This window comes from Bremerella volcania, assembly GCF_007748115.1.
GTDB classification, from domain to species: domain Bacteria; phylum Planctomycetota; class Planctomycetia; order Pirellulales; family Pirellulaceae; genus Bremerella; species Bremerella volcania.
On record NZ_CP036289.1, the window covers coordinates 4,682,089 to 4,700,306 of the forward strand.

Here is an 18,218-nt window from a genome sequence, read left to right on the forward strand (position 1 = left end):
GGGTTATTGCTCCGTAGGAGAAGAGTGGGATTCCAAGGATAGTTTTTCCAGTAAGTTCGCCAACAAAAAACGCGGCGTCGGGCTCGTGTCCCAAGTTGGGATCATATCGAAACAACAGAGGATACAGGTGCCGTGATTGGTAAAGCGAACTTGCCACCAAGGCCAAGCCGCGCGTGCTTCCGATAGGTTAACGCGAAGTTGCCCGCGTCGCGATTCCAACACGACTCCAAATCGCTGCTCGGCAAGCACATCGAAATCAGGGTTCAACCGTTTGTCGAGGTCGCGAATGACCTCGTTAGATGAAAACTGCACGTTTGCCAGCTGGGGAAACTCTTCACGAGTCGGCCAGGGAAACTCTCCATCAACCGGGGCTAAACAGAGAACGCGGACTCCGCGCTCGGCCATCGTGATCAGGCTATCGGTCAGCCCTCGATTCTTACGAAGGGAAGTGCCGCTACCGACGAGAAGAATTCCACCCTCGAAGTCTGCCAGGACGTTGGAATTGGTGATTCGCGTGTGAGGAATCTTGGCCTCTTCCAATAGCTTGGCCGTGGTATCTTCCGGATCGTAAAGATGAATATCAAGCTGCTCAAGCCACTCCCGGCGATCCGTATAAGGATCTTTCGGAAAGAGCCAAATCGGATGCGTGTACTGAGCGAGCGTCTCGTTGTCGCCATCGATAATCGTGACCACCATTTGCGTCTCAAAGATGACCCCCTCGCGAACCGGAGGAAACTCGATGGGCAGTTCAAAGACGTTTGGCCGACCAGCAGCCAATTCGATCGCGTCCTCGCCACGGGCAAGCGTTCGAGCACCCGCCGAGTATTGCCAAAGAATCTTTCCCTGCACAGGCTTTTCGGAAACGCATTGAAACGACAGCGTCGCCTGCTGCTCTCCGAAAAAATCGGATCGCTGCGAAACCGGCGCAATGGTCGCGATACTCTCATCCTCTTCCGCAGCGCGGACAACACCGGACAATCCGGCCAGGCATACGACCACCAACAGGAATGGAATGCAACGATTTGAAATGGCTTCAATTGCCATGGGCATATCTAACGGCAAGGAATTAGCGCTCGGTTTGTTCACGGACGTACTTCTGATCTTCAGGCGACAAACGATCCAGTGGGACATAGATCGTCTGCCCCGCGGAAGTCTTCAGCTGAACCTGTTGCCCCAGCACGCGCTCGAAGATACCTTCGCGCCGGTGCTTGCCGGTACTGTCGGTCCAGGTTCGCATGGCAGGTGGTGGGGGGCCAAGCTGGGTTAGCATATCTTCGGTCGGTGGTATTTCCAGCCGCCGGAGGCCACCCCGTTCCAGGATGATCAACAACGCATCCTGCTCCGGAGTGAACACGTATTTCTTTCCGAATAGTCCTTCTACCGAGGCGAGTACCTGCTTAGTCGATAGATCACATACCTCTACGCGGTAAATTTCTTTTCGGTTGCCATCGATGAACGTCTCTCGAATGTACTTGGCCAGCAGACGACCATCTGGCGAGACGGCCAAGGGAATGCCGATCATACGTGGCCATAGCTCTTTCGATGTCAGGTCCACCGAATCCCATTTCATCAGGATGTTGTCCGACTCGCGACCGGCAACCACCAACGATCGATCGCTCAACATTCCGCCAATAGTCATGATCGATTCGACTTCGCCGATGTAAGTTCCATCATTTGCATTACTTACCGCAGCAGACACATAGTCATTTGAAATCAACAGAGAATCGTCCGCGTTAAAGCCGAGCCACATGGATGCTCCTTTCGGTTGCGGTTTCTCAAAAAGCAGCGTTGAATCCGGTAAACTCCAGGTGACAATCGTTCTTTTATGTAATGCAGCTGCCAGACGGTCGTCACTCCAACTGTAGGCGAGTTGATCCACCTTATCCCACTCTCCTTCACATTGCGCAACTTGCTGAAACGTTTTCGCGTTCCAAATGATAATGCGGCCCTGCGAATCGTGCGTAGCAAAGGTTTTGCCGTCATGACTGAATACGACCAAGTCAGCCCCCTTGGTATCGCCGCTCAGGTTGGCCATTATTTGGCCCGTTTTCGCATCCCATACCTGAATCGCATCTTCGGCGTTCGGACTGGTCGTTACCAGGATCTGCCCGTCTGGCGAAAACGCAAGATCCACACACCGGGGCGGGCGATTCCAGACATTCCGATCCTCGGCGATTAGTGGTTTGGCCGTCGATGGTGATTTCGAAACGGTTAAATTCCCTTCAGGACCGTGAAGTGCTTCTTTAAGCGAGATACCTGAGCCATCGAATAGCACCTGAACCATGCCGGTTGGTCCTTCCCTTTCCTGGCATACGATGAAAGTTCCAAAATGATTGCTGTCAGCCAGGGTATCCATCGACAACGATCCCTTCACAAAGCTCGGCGTCACCGTTCGCTCTGATGCTCCCCAGTGATTGGAATAGAGCCATGGAACAGGACCGTACGACTTGAGCTTGCCATCTTCAATTCTTCCGCGTTGCCAATGCGTGCCGACGACGTTCAATTCTCCGGATCGATTGAAGACCATCTCTCCCTCTCGCATGCCGGAAAACACCGTTTCAATTTTCAGAGCGGGATATCCTGTACGAACCAAGCCAATCGAGTCGAACGATGGGGGAGTCGCTCCGACGTAATAGTGTGCCCCCTGATAAACGTTTTTCGGGTGATTGCCCGACGTCGGGTTCGTAAACTTTTGCTCGGAAACACGGACGCTGAGGTCGTTCGGATCAACCAACAGCGGATAGGTGTTAAAGACGTAATTGGAACAACCGCGGTGAATCATTACCACTTGTTGGCGCTTGTCCAGTTCGGTCGTCCCTGAGAGGGTTCGCACCGCAACGGGCTGAAACACCACGTTTGCGTTCTTCCAATCAACGTCTTGTGCGGCCTGATCTACAACTTCTTTCGCTTCGTGAAACACATTGACTTTGTGTTTTCCAGCGGGGTCGAACTGGACGTCGGCTAACCAAGTTCGTCCCACGTAGCCGGCCAAAATGGCCCGGCCTTTGCCGACGGCGGCTAGTTTTACCGTAGGCGTTAAATAATTCACGCCAGGAATCTCGTCCGAACCAAGCAGCGGCAGACCATCCTCTGCGGTCAATTCGGTTTGCTCACCGCTTTGAGGATCTAGAACCCAGATAAGGGGCCTTTTAAAAGAGACCTTTGCCGCCACCCAAATGTAACGCCCATCGAAAGCAATCGATTCGATTCGGGTATTGGCGCCCGGCTTCCACAACTGCTGTAAATCTTCTCCCGGACGCAGTAAGAGCACCCCCGGATATCCGAAAAAGATATCGCTGCCGTCTTCCAATGGAATGCATCCTTCGATCCTATCCAATTGCCGGGTGCCACCACGCAGGTCCTGGTAGTGTAGTTCGATTGGCTTGAATGTTAGCAGGGTTTCATTGTTGGGGTCACCACTAGTTCGCTTCTTTTCGAGTTCCACAGGAACGCCCAACTCGGTAATAAACTGCTTGGCAAGCTGTCGAACTTTTTCATTCGCCTTGGGATGTTCAGCAAGCTGCTTAAGAAACTTACGGGCTTCCAAACTTCGAAGTCTGTCTACGGAGGATTGTGCATTGACGAAGTTTCGAACAACCGACTCTGGATTCGTTTGATCCTGGTACTCGAGAATCTTGCTGGTCACTACCGCGTAGTAGTCCGCCGGCGTCATGACGTCGCTCGTCATGTGAAGCAGATACGCACTCCGGGACCAGTCCCCTGCTTCGGCGAACTGCTCTGATAGCTGCATAATCAACTGGTGTTTCTCTTGGCAATAACGGTCCTGCAAGGCGATTAACTCTTCACTGAGTGCGGTCCCTGCTCCATAACTTTTCAAGTAACCTTGTTGCGAAAAACGGAGCAAGTTGAGGTGCGGCTGACAGTGCTGGGCTGAATACCGCTGGGCCAACGTCTGTAGATGTTTCAGAACATGCCGGTGGAGTTCCTTCGACTTCTCGACATCCTCCAAGGCAATGTTGTTGTACGTATAGGCCAACTTGGTGGTTACGTCGATGGCCTGGCTAATGACTTCCGCCTGATCCGGATGCAGCATCAAGCTGGCTTCGATCAGCCCCAAGGCTTCGCCCCAGTTGCCCAGACGCTTGAACTGTTGGGCTCGCTTGTTAAGTTGCTCGGCTTCGACCGCGGGATCGACCACGGTCGTTTCGATCCCTTGCGTCTGGGCTACCTGGCGCGCGCTCTCGCGTAGAAACTCGGCGACGGCCGTGGGACTGAGTTCCGCTTGAAGCTTATCCAACTCTTTCGAACCCTGCTGAACGCTGACTGCGATCTGAACCTTCCTCTGGTCCTCTTTTCCTTCATTGCGGAATTGCCCTAACAAGTAAATGGGCAAGCGGCGTTTGATCGAACCGCTTTCGGAAGTCAGGCTCAGTTCTTTGGCAATGGCCTGGGCTTCTTCCAGTTCCACGATCAGCACGCCGGGCGAATCGAGCAGCGACTGCTCTAATAGTTTCGCGTACGATGACTTCAGGGTTTCATACTCGTACGTCAGATCGTCGCTTACGAACGGGGGCACGGCAAACACCTGGCGGACCTCTTGCCGGGCTTTGGCGATTGCCTGATCGATTAGCTCCACCAGCGCCGCCGAGTGTTCTTCCAGGTTAGCACCAACCACGAACTGCCGGGTGAGTAAACGTAGTCCTTGATTGGTTTCGGCCACGACCAGTTCGGCCACAGTTTGCTGATCCTTCTGGGTCGTTCGCAACAGGATGAGGACATCGGCCTTCAGGGTCTGCCCCAAGGCCACGCGGCCGTCCCCGGCCTTGGGCGAGAGGAGCGACTGAAGTTCCTTCTCCGCCAGCAGACGATTGATCTCGGTTCGTTCGAGCCACTCTTCGCCAGGGCGAGTGATGAGTTCGGCCTCGACCAAACCAGCCAAGGCAGACTGATCGACATCAATCAGTGCGCATCGAAGTGCCTTTGGGCTCTCCTGAGGTGGTGCCGCAGTGGCGAGACGTCCATGGACCGTGAACAACACCAGGAACGCGCCGAAGAAAAACGAAACGGACGTCCAAGTTCGCATGCTGAGAGACATACCCGGGGATGAGCTTCGATAGGATGAGTGCGACGAGGGATGACGGTTCCAGGGATTCCAAGGAAATCCCCGCTACGGAGGCATCTTATCACGCACTTCGTGAAAATGAAACGAAACTTCGATCCATCGACTTGGTTTTCGCGAACCAGCATCTCTCCCACATCGAGTTCGCCCCAATCAGGCCCTGCTCCCTTACGGTCTCAGTAGCTGGCTACAGGGAGGAAGCCTAACGGGTTTCGATCGTTAACGTTCTCTTAATCAACCCGCGGGGATCATGTTGGAACTTGGGACGGCCATCCCCTTCGTGCTGGTAAAAAGGATGCACGATCCGATCGGTGACGTTGTCTCCCCGGACGATCGTGGCACTGGGAAACTCCTTTTCGCCGGCGTAGACGATGATCTCTTCGCGGCCCAGTGCCGGCTTCACTTTGAGTGTTCCGTCTTCAGGAAAGCGTCGCTTCTCACCGGCGGCCAGTTTCGTTCCGGCAGGCAGAATGCTGGCCAGCTTGCCGGAGAAGCTTCGCCCGATCATCTCGATGAAGACAGGCTGGCTCCCTTTGTTCTCAACGAAGATCGCCAGTTCGTCCCCCGGCGAGAAGATGTTGTTGCGACGCGAAGTCGATACCCGCACGTCGACAGTGGAAGTCGACGGAATGTAATCAGGCCGCGTGACCCCATCCATGCTGATCACCGGGATACCGATCCCCATGCCGGTGATGACCTGATCGTAGAAGTCTTCCCACATGTCGCGGCGAATGACGCCGGCATCGGCCAGCGATACCAGGCCGAGCCCAGTCAAACGAGGCTGGCGGACGATCACGCGAAGCTCGTCGGTCGAGCTGAGCCCTAACTCTCCGGCCACGGTGTGTAGCTGCAGCGGAGCTTCCAAAAACCGCTTGGTGACCGGAGTGAGCGGTTCGTCATCCTGGGGATGCCCCAGCAGCTTCTCAACACTGTTGAGGAAACGTTCCTGATCCGCTTTGACCAGTTCGTCCATTACCTCGTGCTTCGGATAAAGTTCCAATGCCGAACGTTTGTCGATATGGCCGCTGCCGCTGATCAATTCGACCGCGGGGCGAACGTCGTCTTGAAACGCTTTCATGCCCCGGTCGTGACAGCGGATACAAGACAGGCCATTGCGAACCGTTTTGTCTTCCGCCAAGCGGTCGGTCACGATGCTGGTCGGTGCAAAGTCGAGCCGCCCCCCTGCCCCGTCGGCGACGTAGTAGGCCTGCATTCCGTTAGGCAAGTTGAAGATCATCTCGCCACCGGTACCCACCAGGTGGATCGGATCGATGAAGATGTTATCGGTTCCCTTGCTCGAGATGTAATCGATGCTCTTCCAGTAGGCCCCATGCTCGTACGGATGACGTTCAACGGCTCGGTTATTGCGAGAAACGCCCGAGACGGCCATGCCAGCCCGCTTGGCGATGCGCTGGTCGATGTTGTCCTGGGAATCGACGTCGAGGTTTTTCTCGAGTTCTTCCAGCGTGAGCGGCAATTGCAAAAGATCGTGATACAGCGGTGGCAACGTGGCCGTGCTGCAGAACCAATCGATCCGCACGTAAGGAACCGGACGAATCATCTTCGACGGTCGGAGGTATTCCTGGGCGAGCGAGTCGTACGTCTGCGACGCTTCGTAGATGACGGCATAGGGGTATTCGAGAATCAACAGGTCATGGTTATCGAGCGAACGGGGCTCTTCGGCATCATCCTCTGACTTGGCGACGGTGCGGTGCCAGTTCAGCTTTCTCAGGTCGACGGCGAACAACGTTTCGATGTCGTCGTTCACCACTTCCGGCCGGACCAACTGCTTCTGATACGAGAGATGATTCAGGGCTTTGAACAGGGCATCGCGTTGTCGCTGTAGTTCGTCCCTGGTAGCACCGCCCACCAGCAAATGATGCGAGCTGAAGTATCGGATGAAGAAGCGATCTTCCAGCGGTAAGCTCCGCTGATGCTTCAGAATCTGTTCCAATAGATAGTCAGGATCGCGGTACTTCTCGTTTTCCTTTACCTGATCACTCGGCGAGGCGACGTCGGCCGGGAAATCTTTGGCACCCGCCGAGATCCACTTGCGCACCAAGGCAATTTCATCGGCATCCAGCGCCGGTTGCCCCAGTGGCATGCGAGCGTCTTCGTCCTCTTCGGTCAGTACCTGGTACAGCAGCGAGTCATCCGGCTCGCCAGGCATGGCGTATTCCATTTCTCGCAGTTCGGCAACCTTCATCACCTCGACCCCGCCTTGTACGGCGCTCCCTCCGTGACATTCGAGACAGCGTGAGCGGAACACTTCTTTGACCTTGGCCGCCAGCCTGGCTTCGTCCGGCGATTCCGCTGCCAGCGAGATCGTCGAACCACAAAGAATCAGAACGTAGGCCAGGCCGGTACTGAGCAGAGTCACGCAAGGTTGAACTGGGACGAATCGTTGGATGGTAAACACGGCTGCGGATTCCAAGTGCGAGGTTAGAAGAGCAAAGCGAAGTCTCGATGGCCGAGACTTCGCCGGTTTCGCTAATCGGACGATCCGGTTACTTTGGGGCGTCCTTGGGATCTTTCGTCGAGGGCAGGCTATCTGGGTCGATCGGCAGCATGCGTTCGCCATCTTCCGATTCCGGAATCTCCGGCATTTTGCCAGGTTCGGGGAAGGCATCTTCCGGAATGTCATCCAGCTTTTCCTTCCGATCCTTTTCAGCCAACAGCGAATAACCCTTTTCCTTCAGATCGTAGCGGCCCCAGTAAACGCGGCGAACTGGGTTGTAGTAGTAGACGTAGCGGGTACGCGTTGGGTAGTAAACGCAGTAATGGTGCTTGTAGCCTGAATAGCTCGAATAGGGTTTGTAATAGTAGTACGAGTAGTAATAGCTGCTGCGGGGATGATAGCTCCAGCCGCTGTAGTAGTGACGACCTCGCAAGTAGGAAGCCGAGGCCTGATCGGTCGCGACGGCACCCATCCCTAAGGTGAAGAGAATGAGCAAGCCGAAAACAACAGTGCGACGGTTTGGGCGTGACAACATCGAATCAATCTCCTGGTAAGAAAAGTACTTGGTGTTCGGTAATTGGCTTTATCAGCCGGTCTTCATCTAAGTAACGCTTGAGCTTGCGACATCTTCCCGACTTCCCAATTCTTTTTTGTCTTTTTTCTCCCCGCGGGATTTCCGCAAAGAGAATGACGATGCCGCGCTGCCCCTGGGTGATGATGAGGTGGAACTGGGACAAGCTTACTCAGGCAAGTCCTGAGGGCTGTAGTACTTGACCGTGGCCGTCATGATGGGAATGGAGTCTTTGACGAACTTGGTGGTCCCGAGCGTCTGCCCCTCGGTCTCGCCGTTGCTGATCAGACCTCGGGTCACGTTCTGGGCCAGTTGCTGTTTGAGGGCTCCCAGGTTCGATGGTTTTTCGCTCGGAAAATCGCCCTGGGTCAGAATCTGAAAATCTTCCCCTTCGTCGGTCAACAGCTCGGTGCTGACTTTCGGCTTCACCTTCTGCTCGGGAAAGATACTCACCGAGATCGAACCCACGAACTCGCCGTAATCGATTTCCTTCGCTTTCGACTCGGCTTGTGAAAGGACCTTGAATCGCTCCATCGTGTTGTTCGCCGAGTCGTAGTAACCCTGGAAGCCCCATTCTTTTCGATCCGGCTCCAGGACCCAGGTCTTGGCCTGCGCGTCGGCAACCGTTTCTCGACCGAGCGTGTTCTCGCCGTTCACTTTCAGCACCAGGCCCAGCCGATTATTGTTCGACTTGCGGCGGATCACTAGCATGACGGTTTGCCCCTCTTGAGGTTCGGCGACAAACGCCGCTCCGTCGCGGAACTCGATGTCTTGTACCTGGTTGTCGTAGCGAATCTCCAGTTCGACCGGCGCGTCGCTACTGTTGAGCGGATGCACTTTCGACTCGAACGGCTCCGACTTGTCCTCGGTTTCCTGCTTGACGGTTAGCGAAGTCGTTAATGCCTCTTCGGTCGCTTTGTCCTTTCGCTCTTCCTGAGTCATGGCCAGGCTACCGTCGTCGAAGACGCCGCGGACGGTGAAGCTCTCGCCACTATCGAGCAAATCTTCCAGATCAGGCGTTGCCTGAAACTTGGCAACCGGAAAGAGAGAATCGGAAGTTTGATCGAATCCCAGGATGCCCACGGTTATCGTTCGCAGGTCGCTGGAGATGAGTGCGACACCGGTTAGAAAGGCATCCGGCACGACTTCTTCCTCACCCCAGGCTAAGGGATACTCGCGAGAGAATAACTTCTTGCGTCCTTCGGTTGAAAGATGACTGGCCCCGGGGATCTGGGCGGCGACTTTGCTCGCATCCCCCACCAGCCCCATCGGGTTCCGGGCATCGTTGGCAACTACCAGTGCCAGTTCCAATTTCTTGGTCAAGCGCAGGTTCAACGTGCCCACGGCATCGCTTGAATCTTCATTCCCTTTTTTGACGCGAAATTTGAGAACGCCGACGTTCTTATAACCACGAAGCTTGAGTTGCTCCATGATGAGCGGCCCCTGCTTGAGAAGCTGCTTCTCAAGATCGTCGGCCGCCGGCAGACTGCCACAGGTGAACAGGAAAAGAACAAGCGCGACGCCACATCGGAGGTAGTACGGCATGGGTTTCTCCCAGCGATCTATGCTAGTTGGAGTTACTTCATGGGGTTAACGGGCCCAAAGCGCTGATGTCCCATAGAAAATCGCAGTTCCTCCAAAATAATCCGAAAAATGTCCGATGGACCTTCGAAATCTATAAGCAAAGTCTTTATGCAGAAACTAAGAAGGCTGCTTCAACTGACGTAGCGTTTCTTCCAGGGTGGTCACCGTTTGATCAGCGGCGTTGCGAATCGCCGACGGATCGCCTCCCTCGCTGAGTTGGGCCAGGTACCCGGCAATCTCGTCACGCGTTTTCTGGCATATCGCGTCCACAGACTCGTGCGTTTTCGGTTGCAAGGGAGCAAGTTCCGCGGCCAGCAGTTTCTGGCATCCGGCGTCGAATTGCTTAAGCCGTAGAGCTAGTTCTTCTCGATTTTGCGGGCGTTTGTTGAACCACGCGTGCGTGGCGTCGGCCAGCGTGTCGAGAAGTTCGTCTTCCGAGCGGGCCGATTCCAGGACTCCAGGCTCGTTGAAACCCCAGCCAGTTGGCTTCGCCGGGGGTTGGATCACCCAAATCCCGATTAATAGGCAAGCTGCAATCGCCAGCACCGTCCCCATGACGGACCAGATGCGAGATGAACTTCCCCCTCTCGTCTCGACCGGCGGTTTGGCTGCCGGCCGCTGGTCGAGTTGCGCCTCGATGCGTGTCCACGCCGCATCGCTTGCTGTCGATGCGCGCGGACCTCCCAGCCATCGTTGCCAGTACTCGGGGCACTCGGCAAGGATGTGCTCTTGCAACTCCAGGATCGCTTCCGGGTGCGACATCAATCGTCGCAAATCTTCTTCCGGCAACGACTTCAGTCCGTTCTCATCGATTTCTAAGAGGTGCGAGCCCGCCAGTTCGGCGAGCGACAACGGGGCGGAATCGGACGGCGCGTCAGCGAGCACTTCCCACTGGACCGCGGCCTGGGAGAGTTTTTCCGAGCAGATTAGCTCTTCCAACCACTCGGCCAGGTGCTGCGGATTTTCCGGGATATTTAAGGAGGTCAACGTCATGCCCGTTTTTGCTCCATGCACTTTCGTAAACTTGCCAGCGCGCGATGAACACGGGTATAGACGGTGCTGCGCTCGATATCTTCCGCCGCGGCAATTTTTTCTCCAGGAACTCCGTTATAAAACTCGCGCACGATCCGCTGGCTCGTCTCGGGAAGCTGCTGCGAACAATCGCGGAGCTGGGCCAGTTCTTCTTCTTGCTCCAGGCGGAGCGACTGTGTTGCCATTTCGGCAATCACAATCGATTCGTTCGCCAGCGGTTCCGGCTTCGCCTTGCGGAAGTGATCGTAGATCGTGTTTCGGGCAATCGTGATGATCCACGCCCCGAGCTTGCCTCCTTCGAATCGATCGCGTGAATTCCAAACTTTCAACCAGGTTTGCTGAATCAGATCGTCCGCTTCGTTGGGACAACGATTCTTCACGAAGAGTTCCAAACGTTTGCCGAACTGCTCGTAGAGCGTTCGAAACGCGGCTTGATCGCCGGACCGTAGTCCGGCGACGAGTGCTGCTTCCGATTGGTTCTCGATATCAATGCTCATATTCCTGGAAGATACCATTGATGGCTCGGAATTGAAACGGAAACCGTTGAAATTTCATCATGCCTACGCATGTCAAAGCTATAAGCGTTCCCCCCAGTAGACACAGCAAAAGGACTTGAGCCTGCGAGTATCGTCAGGCAAATTAAAGGTAGCCACTTTATCGATGCGCGATCCCTTGGTGACGGGTCGTCGTTCAACACGCAGCACCGATAGAACACTTCCGGTGGGAGGAACTTGGAAATGCGTTTGATATTGATGACCGCGACCTGCTTGCTGATTCAACTCGTCCTGGCCCAGGCTTCGTATGCCCAACTCTCGCCAGCGTCTCAGCAGCGGATCAACCAACTCTATCAACAGTTGCAGCAGTTAGAGGCCCAGGAAAACTACGCGGCCATGCTTCCCGTTCAAAACGAGATCCTCAAGATCGGGCAGCGCGAACTGGGTGACTTCACGACCGAGATGGCGTACGAGTGGAATTACCTCGGCAACATCTACATGGCGCTCGGACAGTACTCGCAAGCAAAAGCTCCCATCCTGCACGCGCTGCGAGTTCGACGCCAGCAACTGGGCGAAGACCATCGGGAAACAGGCGAATCCTACTTCAACGCCGCGCTGGTGCTGAGCAACCTCGGCGAATATGAAAAGAGTGAGGAGTATTATATCGAGGCGCTGAGAATTGCGAACAAGATCGTCGGCCCCGAAGACCTTGATACGCTTCAGATCATGAACAACCTGGCATTACTTTACGCTCGCCTTAGTAAGTACGAAGAGGCGAAGCGTCTTCACAACATCGTCCTCAAAGCGCGTACCCGCGTGGCCGGGGCCAACAGCGAGCACGTCGGCGAGTCGCTTCTGAATCTCGGCGTCGTGGCGCAATCGTTGGGCGAATACGACGCGGCCAAAGACTATTACTCGCGTGCCTTGGCAATCTTCAAAGCGAAGCTGGGAGATAACCACCAGTACACGCTTCAGGTCATGAACAATATGGCAAGGGTTTACTACGACCTGGAGGATGTCGATCGAGCCCTTGATCTCGATCGACAGGTCTACGCCGCTCGCGTGCGCGCGTTCGGCAAGGATCATATCGACGTGGGCGAGTCGCTCAACAATCTGGCTTACGACCTGGAATACAAAGAAGAGTACGAAACAGCCCAGGATCTCTATCAACAGGCCCTCGACATTTTCATCAAACATTTGGGTGAGAACGACGCCTACGTCCAGATGACCATGCTGAACCTGGCCGGGATCAAACAGCAACTGGGTGAACCGGAAGAAGCACTCGCTTTGGCCGAAAAAGCGGTGCGAATTCGCCGCGAAACACTTGGCGAAGATCACCCGCTGGTCGCCGAAGCACTTCTGGGACTGGGTGGCCTGCACCTGATGGCTGGCCGCTTGGACTTGGCTCAACAGACCATCGAGAAGTCCTATTCCGTTTTGCATGACACTTACGGCGACAACCATCCCAAGAACCTGGCGGCACTGTTCGCGCTGTGCTGGATCCAGATGGAACGGGAAGAGTGGGACGACGTGCTGGAGATGTCCGATAAGATTCGTCGCCTGGTCCGCACGACCGCCGCGCGTTTGATGGCAGGCCTTTCTCCACAAGAGCAGCTTCGACTGCTGAAAAGCGACATCCACCAAGATTTCGCTTTCACCATCGCCTGGCAGCAAATGGACAATCCGGCTTACGTCACGGCGTCGGCAGACTGGTTGATCAACGACAAAGGGATGTCGCAAGCCACGCTCGCGGCCCGCGAGACCCTCATGCGCGACACGGGGGATGCCGAGTCGAAAGCACTTGGCCAGCAGCTACTGGACATTCGCCGGCAACTGGCCAGCGCCGTTCTGACCACTCCAAAAGGTGATCAGGCCGAAGCTCAGCGCAAGAAGGTCGATCAATTAACCGAACAAGAGAGCGAGATTACTCGTCGGCTCTCCTTGAAGGTCGGCCAATCAATTGAACTGGAGCGTTGGATCGAACTCGACGACGTCCGAGACGCGCTGGCCAGGGACGAAACGCTGATTACCTGGATTCGCTTCCAACCGGTCGACTTTGAGAAAGCGAAGAAGACATCGATTAGCCACCTGCTTCCCGCGCGCTACCTGGCCTGGATCATACCTCCCGCAGGCCAGGGTGAGATTCAACTGGTCGATCTAGGCCTGGCCGAAGAGATCGATGCTTCCATCGAGAAGGCCCGAGCCGAGATCACCGCCGCAGGCAAAAAAGACGGGACGATTAACAAGCAAGGGGAACCCGAAGCCGAAAAGAAGCTCCGCGCCGCCCTGGAAGCCGTGACCAAGCAGGTCTGGCTGCCGGTGGCCGAGCACATCCGTCCTGATACGAAGCGGTTGAATCTCAGCCCCGATGGTGCCCTATGGCTCGTTCCGTGGGCCGCGCTGCCGCTGGAAGGCGATCGATACTTGATTGAAGAATATGCGTTTCGCTTATTGATCAGCGGGCGAGAACTGGTCGAAGAGACTCGCGAACCCTCGCAGAACCGGCCTTTGGTTTTCGCCAATCCCACCTTCGACCTGACGCCGCAAAAGGTCATCGATGCCATCAAGGCGATCTTCCGCGACTTCAAGTTCGATCCGAACGCCAATCGGGGTCTGGTCTCGCAGACCGCCATCCGCAAAGTTCCAACACTTCCCAACACCGAACTCGAAGCCGAAGCGATCAGCCCGAGCTTGGAGAAAATCGTCGGCAAGCCGCCTACCAAGTACATGCGTCAGTATGCGCTGGAAAGCGTCGTCAAACGCGTCCATCAACCTCGCATGCTGGTGCTCAGTACGCATGGATACTTCCTGCCAGACCAGCAAGCCAAGACAAGCGACCACGTCGCCGGCGTGGGAAACAGCCGCTCGGCGAGCTTGATTGCCGCCGATGGCAAACCAATCGAGAACCCCCTGCTTCGCTGCGGCTTGCTGCTGGCAGGCTGCAATCAACCACCATCGGGTGGTGACGATGGCGTGCTTACCGGGCTCGAAATCGTCGGGCTTGATCTTCGAGGGACGGAGCTTGTCGTGCTGAGTGCCTGCGAGACGGGCGTGGGCAAGGTTCAAATTGGCGAAGGAATTGCCGGGTTGCGTCAAGCGTTTCAGCTTGCCGGCGCTCACAGCGTGGTCGCAACGCTGTGGCAGGTGCCGGACCGCGATTCGGCCGTGCTCATGCGCGACTTCTTCGAGCAGATGGCCGAAGACCAAACCCCAGCTGATGCCCTGCGTGCCGCGCAGCTTCAGCGCATTGAAAGCCGGCGCGAACGATACGGTGCCGCCCATCCCTATTTCTGGGCAGCGTGGACCTTCACCGGGAAGTCTGGCAGCAAGTAATGGACCGATGGATCACACCCCGGTCAGCGTCCAGGCAGCCCAATAGAAAGGATGCGCTGCGCCATAGCGACTGCGGCGTGCTTCGATTCGTTGGATCTGAGCCTGACGTAGTGCTTCAGAATGCGAGTTACCATCGGCCACGTTCTGAAAAAAGTCACGCATCAACAGAGCCGAGTCGCGGTCGGGCACCTGCCATAGCGTGGAGACAATCGTTTTGGCTCCGGCAAGCTGAAATGCCTGACGCAGCCCTGCGACCCCTTCGCCGGAGTTCACCTTCCCCACGCCTGTCTCGCAGGCACTCAGCACGACTAATTCTGTGCCGCGCAGGTCGAGACTGAGGATCTCCATGCCGGTCAAAATACCATCATCGCCCCGAGCGGTCGGGTTGTTGCACCCGGCCAACAGCAACCCGCAGCGAAGCAACGGATTCTCAGGCTTACCGTTCTTCGCATGGGAAGGATTCGCCGAGCGTGTGGCCACCGATTGGCCGGCAGGCCGGTCTTGTTCTGGCAGGAAGAACCCATGCGTGCTGAGCACCAGGATCTTCGGGCTCTTCACCTGCTTAGCAACCGTTTCGAGCGCAAACTTGCCCAGGTATTGAATCGGCTCTTTACCACAGATTTGCGTGACGCTCGGGGCGATCGCCATGGCTTCTAACCGCGTGCTCGGCAAAGAGGATACCTGTGGAATCGCGGTTCGCGAGATCGCGCCGACGGGCAGTTTCTGCACGTCGATCGAACGAAAGATCGACTGCACGGCATTACGGACACTATCGGGCGTCAGGTCGAAGCTGGGATCGGCAAACAAAAGAGGCGGCCCGATCACTGCTTTGTCCTTGGGCAGAACCAGTTCGCGACCGCTGGTGAGATAACGGATCGAATAGTCTTCAATCAAAAAACGATCTTCGGCGGTCGGCACGGAATTCCACGGCATCAGCCACAATGCCCCGTCGGGGCTTAACAGCAGCTGCTTCGTCTCGGCGGGGATTCGCTTGGCGATCGGATCCCACAACTTCTCTTTAACCGGGGCCAAGACCGTCTGCCAGGCAGTCGATTCCGCCTCGCCGGTGGTTTGCGAAAGGAACGAGTCGCGGAGCTGATTGTCGCTTATCCAGCTGCGTATTTCGGTGATGGAGCGATCGATCGCAGCACTCTCTCCGAGGTCAATCAGTTGGACCTCTCCCTTCCCTTTCGGCGGAATGATGTAGGCGATGTAGCGGGCATCGCGGAAACGATCACGACCGGCACTGACCGCGAAAAGGTCGATGGGACGAACCTGAATGATGTTCACCATCAGTTGATCGTCGGTCATCACGCCGCGAACGGCATCCAACTCGACCCAATGATCTTGCACGACCGGCTTGCCGACTCGCTCGGCTAATTGACGCCCGAGCGTCTCTTCCTGCTTCGAGAGTGCGGCAATCTTGGCCGTTCGCGCATCGGCCTCTCCTTCTTCCGGTTTGGCCAGCGCCAAAGAGGCCAACTCTTGGCGAACTTGCAGCAGTTGCTGAGCAATCTCCCGCGACTGGGCATCGGTCAGATCTCGCGTCAATGTTTCGCGTGCAGCCAACGATTCCTGCGAGACCCCCTTGTAGTTCAACAGCCAGCCAGCCGATTTCTCGACGGCAGCCGGGTCCTCGCTATTGGCCAGTGCCAGGGCCATGGCGACGGACTTCTCTTCGTCCATCTTGAGATACAAGATTTGCTCGGTCGGCGAGAGGGAAGCGAGTATCCGAGAATTGAAAACACGCGTGTCTCGCGCGTAGGCGTCAAAACGGTCGAACGCTTCGTCCCATTGTTTTTCGCTCGCGGACAGGTAGGCCCGCATCATCTTCAGGTTGAGCGTTTCGGGGTGCTCTGGTCCCAGGATTCGCACATGAGCTTCGAGTGCTTGATCGTACAGTTTACGGGCCGTTTCATATTGGCCAGCGTCATGCTCGAGCCATCCCCGCGACCAATTGACGTAACCGCACTCGATACTGTCACTGCCATTCTTTTCGCGGAACATGGCCAGGATTCGATCGTATCGTTCGCGGGCCTCGTCGTATTTGCCGAGCAAATGGTCGACGCCAGCGACGCTGTGTTCCAAATCGAGCGTCGTAGTATGGGTCTCTCCGAACAGACGCCGCGAGAGTTCCAACGCCTCGCCATACTTCTCTCGTGCCTCGCGATGCTTGTCTTGCTCGTCATCGAGATACGCCAGGTCCATGAGCGTATAGAGCGAGTTTTGGTTTTCCTTGCCGAAGAGATCGACTTCGATCCGGTACAACTTCTGGAGCAACTGTTCGGCCGAAACGTAGTCTCCCAGGCTGGTAAATACATTCGCCAGGTAGCTCATGGCGAAGCGTGCCGTTTCGGATTCCGGCATTTGCTGCAGTTGGGCGATCGCAAGCACTCGTTCATAATGTCTTCGCGCCGTCGGCAGGTCCCCCTTCATCTCGGCCAGGCTCCCCAGTTCCAGAAGGACATCGGCCGCATCGAGACTATCGCTGCCATAAACGTCGACAGCAACCTTGTGGGCCTGGTTGAGGTACTGTTCGGCCTGCCGATCATTGCCAAGCACATTCTCAACGGCACCCAGTCGGGTGAGGGCGAAGATTTCTTCACCTCCTTCCAGATCTTCCAGCTGTCGATACGTCTTCACCGCGGAAAGCAAATGATCGCGGGCCTTCTCCATGTTGTCGGCGTTGAACTCGGTCATCCCCAGCTCTTCGAAAACCTGTGCCACTTCCAGGCTCTTCGTCCCAAACAAGCGTTTGGCGTTGGGCAGTGCTTTCTCCAGCACGCTTCGCGAGCGGTCGTTCTCGGAAAGAAACCGGAGTACCTGTCCGAGTCCCATCTGAACGATGACGTACTCTTCGCTCTCTTGCCCGTAGGCCTTTCCATAGACCTTCAGCACCTGCTCGTACAGCGGCTTCGCTTCGCGGTAGCGTTCCATGTCGAAAAGCTGATCCGCTGCATACTCCATCTCGGCGGCGGTCGCCTTGCTTTGCGGCCCCAGCTCTTTGACGAAGATCTGGATGACCTTCAGTTGGACCTCGTACGCCTCGTTCCACTTCTCGGCTTCGTTCAACGCATCGATCTGCTCGTTCAGCTGATTGACCGCATCGGCTGCCCTGCCCGTCAGTTCCTGGGCATGCACTGGCACAAGCATCAGTCCGGCAACAAGAACGCCAGCAACGGCCCTCAAGAAGCTTTGCATCGACATCTCCCCCCACGAGATTCCCCATTACGATGAAAGTCAGAGCGTTTAGCGTCCTGAATTCCGGGGCGGATGTCAAACTTTTTCACAGGGGGCGATGATTCTTGCTGTTTTCTTATGAAACAAGCTGCTGAATCAGGTCCTGGACATGCCAGTTGTCAGCCCCCTGAACGATCATGCACGAGACCTCACCCATCTTGTGCCCCACCCGGACGCAGTTACAGCATCCGGGCGATCGGCAGTTCATCGTCGGCATTCTCATCCTTGCCGCATCATTGTTCCCCTCGATGGCAATGACGACATCGGCTTGATCCGATCCATTCAACATTCGTCGAACAGAAAAGGGGGAACTCGCGGGAAACCTAATTATCCATTCGACTTATGGAAATTCCTGCGATTCGATCGGGTTCCGCTGGTCTGGTAATCCTCGCCAGAATGACCTAAGTCCCGCGCTCATTTCGTCTT

Annotated in this window: 9 protein-coding genes; 1 reads left to right on the forward strand and 8 read right to left on the reverse strand. The window is 56.0% G+C overall.

Annotation, left to right across the window (positions count from 1 at the left end):
- Positions 1 to 3: 3 nt before the first annotated feature.
- The 7 genes from Pan97_RS18530 to Pan97_RS18555 all read right to left on the reverse strand — a co-directional run bounded on the left by Pan97_RS18530 (position 4) and on the right by Pan97_RS18555 (position 11,222).
- Positions 4 to 1,044 carry a hypothetical protein gene (locus tag Pan97_RS18530; protein ID WP_144975147.1) on the reverse strand — a complete coding sequence of 347 codons (1,041 nt, stop codon included), beginning with the start codon at positions 1,042 to 1,044 and terminating at the stop codon, positions 4 to 6.
- 22 nt (positions 1,045 to 1,066) lie between these two features.
- On the reverse strand, positions 1,067 to 5,044 hold the full coding sequence (locus Pan97_RS18535) for an SHD1 domain-containing protein (RefSeq protein ID WP_165698839.1): 3,978 nt from the start codon (positions 5,042 to 5,044) through the stop codon (positions 1,067 to 1,069).
- Between the two features lie 238 nt (positions 5,045 to 5,282).
- Positions 5,283 to 7,499, reverse strand: a complete 2,217-nt coding sequence (locus Pan97_RS18540) for a c-type cytochrome domain-containing protein (RefSeq protein WP_165698840.1) — start codon at positions 7,497 to 7,499, stop codon at positions 5,283 to 5,285.
- A gap of 88 nt (positions 7,500 to 7,587) precedes the next feature.
- Entirely contained in the window at positions 7,588 to 8,073 is a 486-nt protein-coding gene (locus Pan97_RS26330) for a hypothetical protein (RefSeq protein ID WP_165698841.1), read from the reverse strand.
- A 204-nt stretch (positions 8,074 to 8,277) separates the two neighbouring features.
- Entirely contained in the window at positions 8,278 to 9,654 is a 1,377-nt protein-coding gene (locus Pan97_RS18545; RefSeq protein WP_144975154.1) for a hypothetical protein, read from the reverse strand.
- A 156-nt stretch (positions 9,655 to 9,810) separates the two neighbouring features.
- A complete protein-coding gene (locus Pan97_RS18550; RefSeq protein ID WP_144975156.1) occupies positions 9,811 to 10,686 on the reverse strand; it encodes a hypothetical protein in 876 nt (291 codons plus the stop codon).
- Positions 10,683 to 11,222: an RNA polymerase sigma factor gene (locus Pan97_RS18555; protein WP_165698842.1), complete on the reverse strand. Its 540-nt coding sequence runs from the start codon at positions 11,220 to 11,222 to the stop codon at positions 10,683 to 10,685. The genes Pan97_RS18550 and Pan97_RS18555 overlap by 4 nt, the downstream gene beginning before the upstream one ends.
- Before the next feature lie 240 nt (positions 11,223 to 11,462).
- Between Pan97_RS18555 and Pan97_RS18560 the strand changes: the two genes are divergently transcribed.
- Positions 11,463 to 14,552, forward strand: a complete 3,090-nt coding sequence (locus tag Pan97_RS18560; RefSeq protein ID WP_144975160.1) for a CHAT domain-containing tetratricopeptide repeat protein — start codon at positions 11,463 to 11,465, stop codon at positions 14,550 to 14,552.
- A 12-nt stretch (positions 14,553 to 14,564) separates the two neighbouring features.
- On the opposite strand, the gene Pan97_RS18565 is transcribed toward Pan97_RS18560, so the two are convergent.
- On the reverse strand, positions 14,565 to 17,753 hold the full coding sequence (locus Pan97_RS18565) for a CHAT domain-containing tetratricopeptide repeat protein (RefSeq protein ID WP_165698843.1): 3,189 nt from the start codon (positions 17,751 to 17,753) through the stop codon (positions 14,565 to 14,567).
- Positions 17,754 to 18,218: the final 465 nt, after the last annotated feature.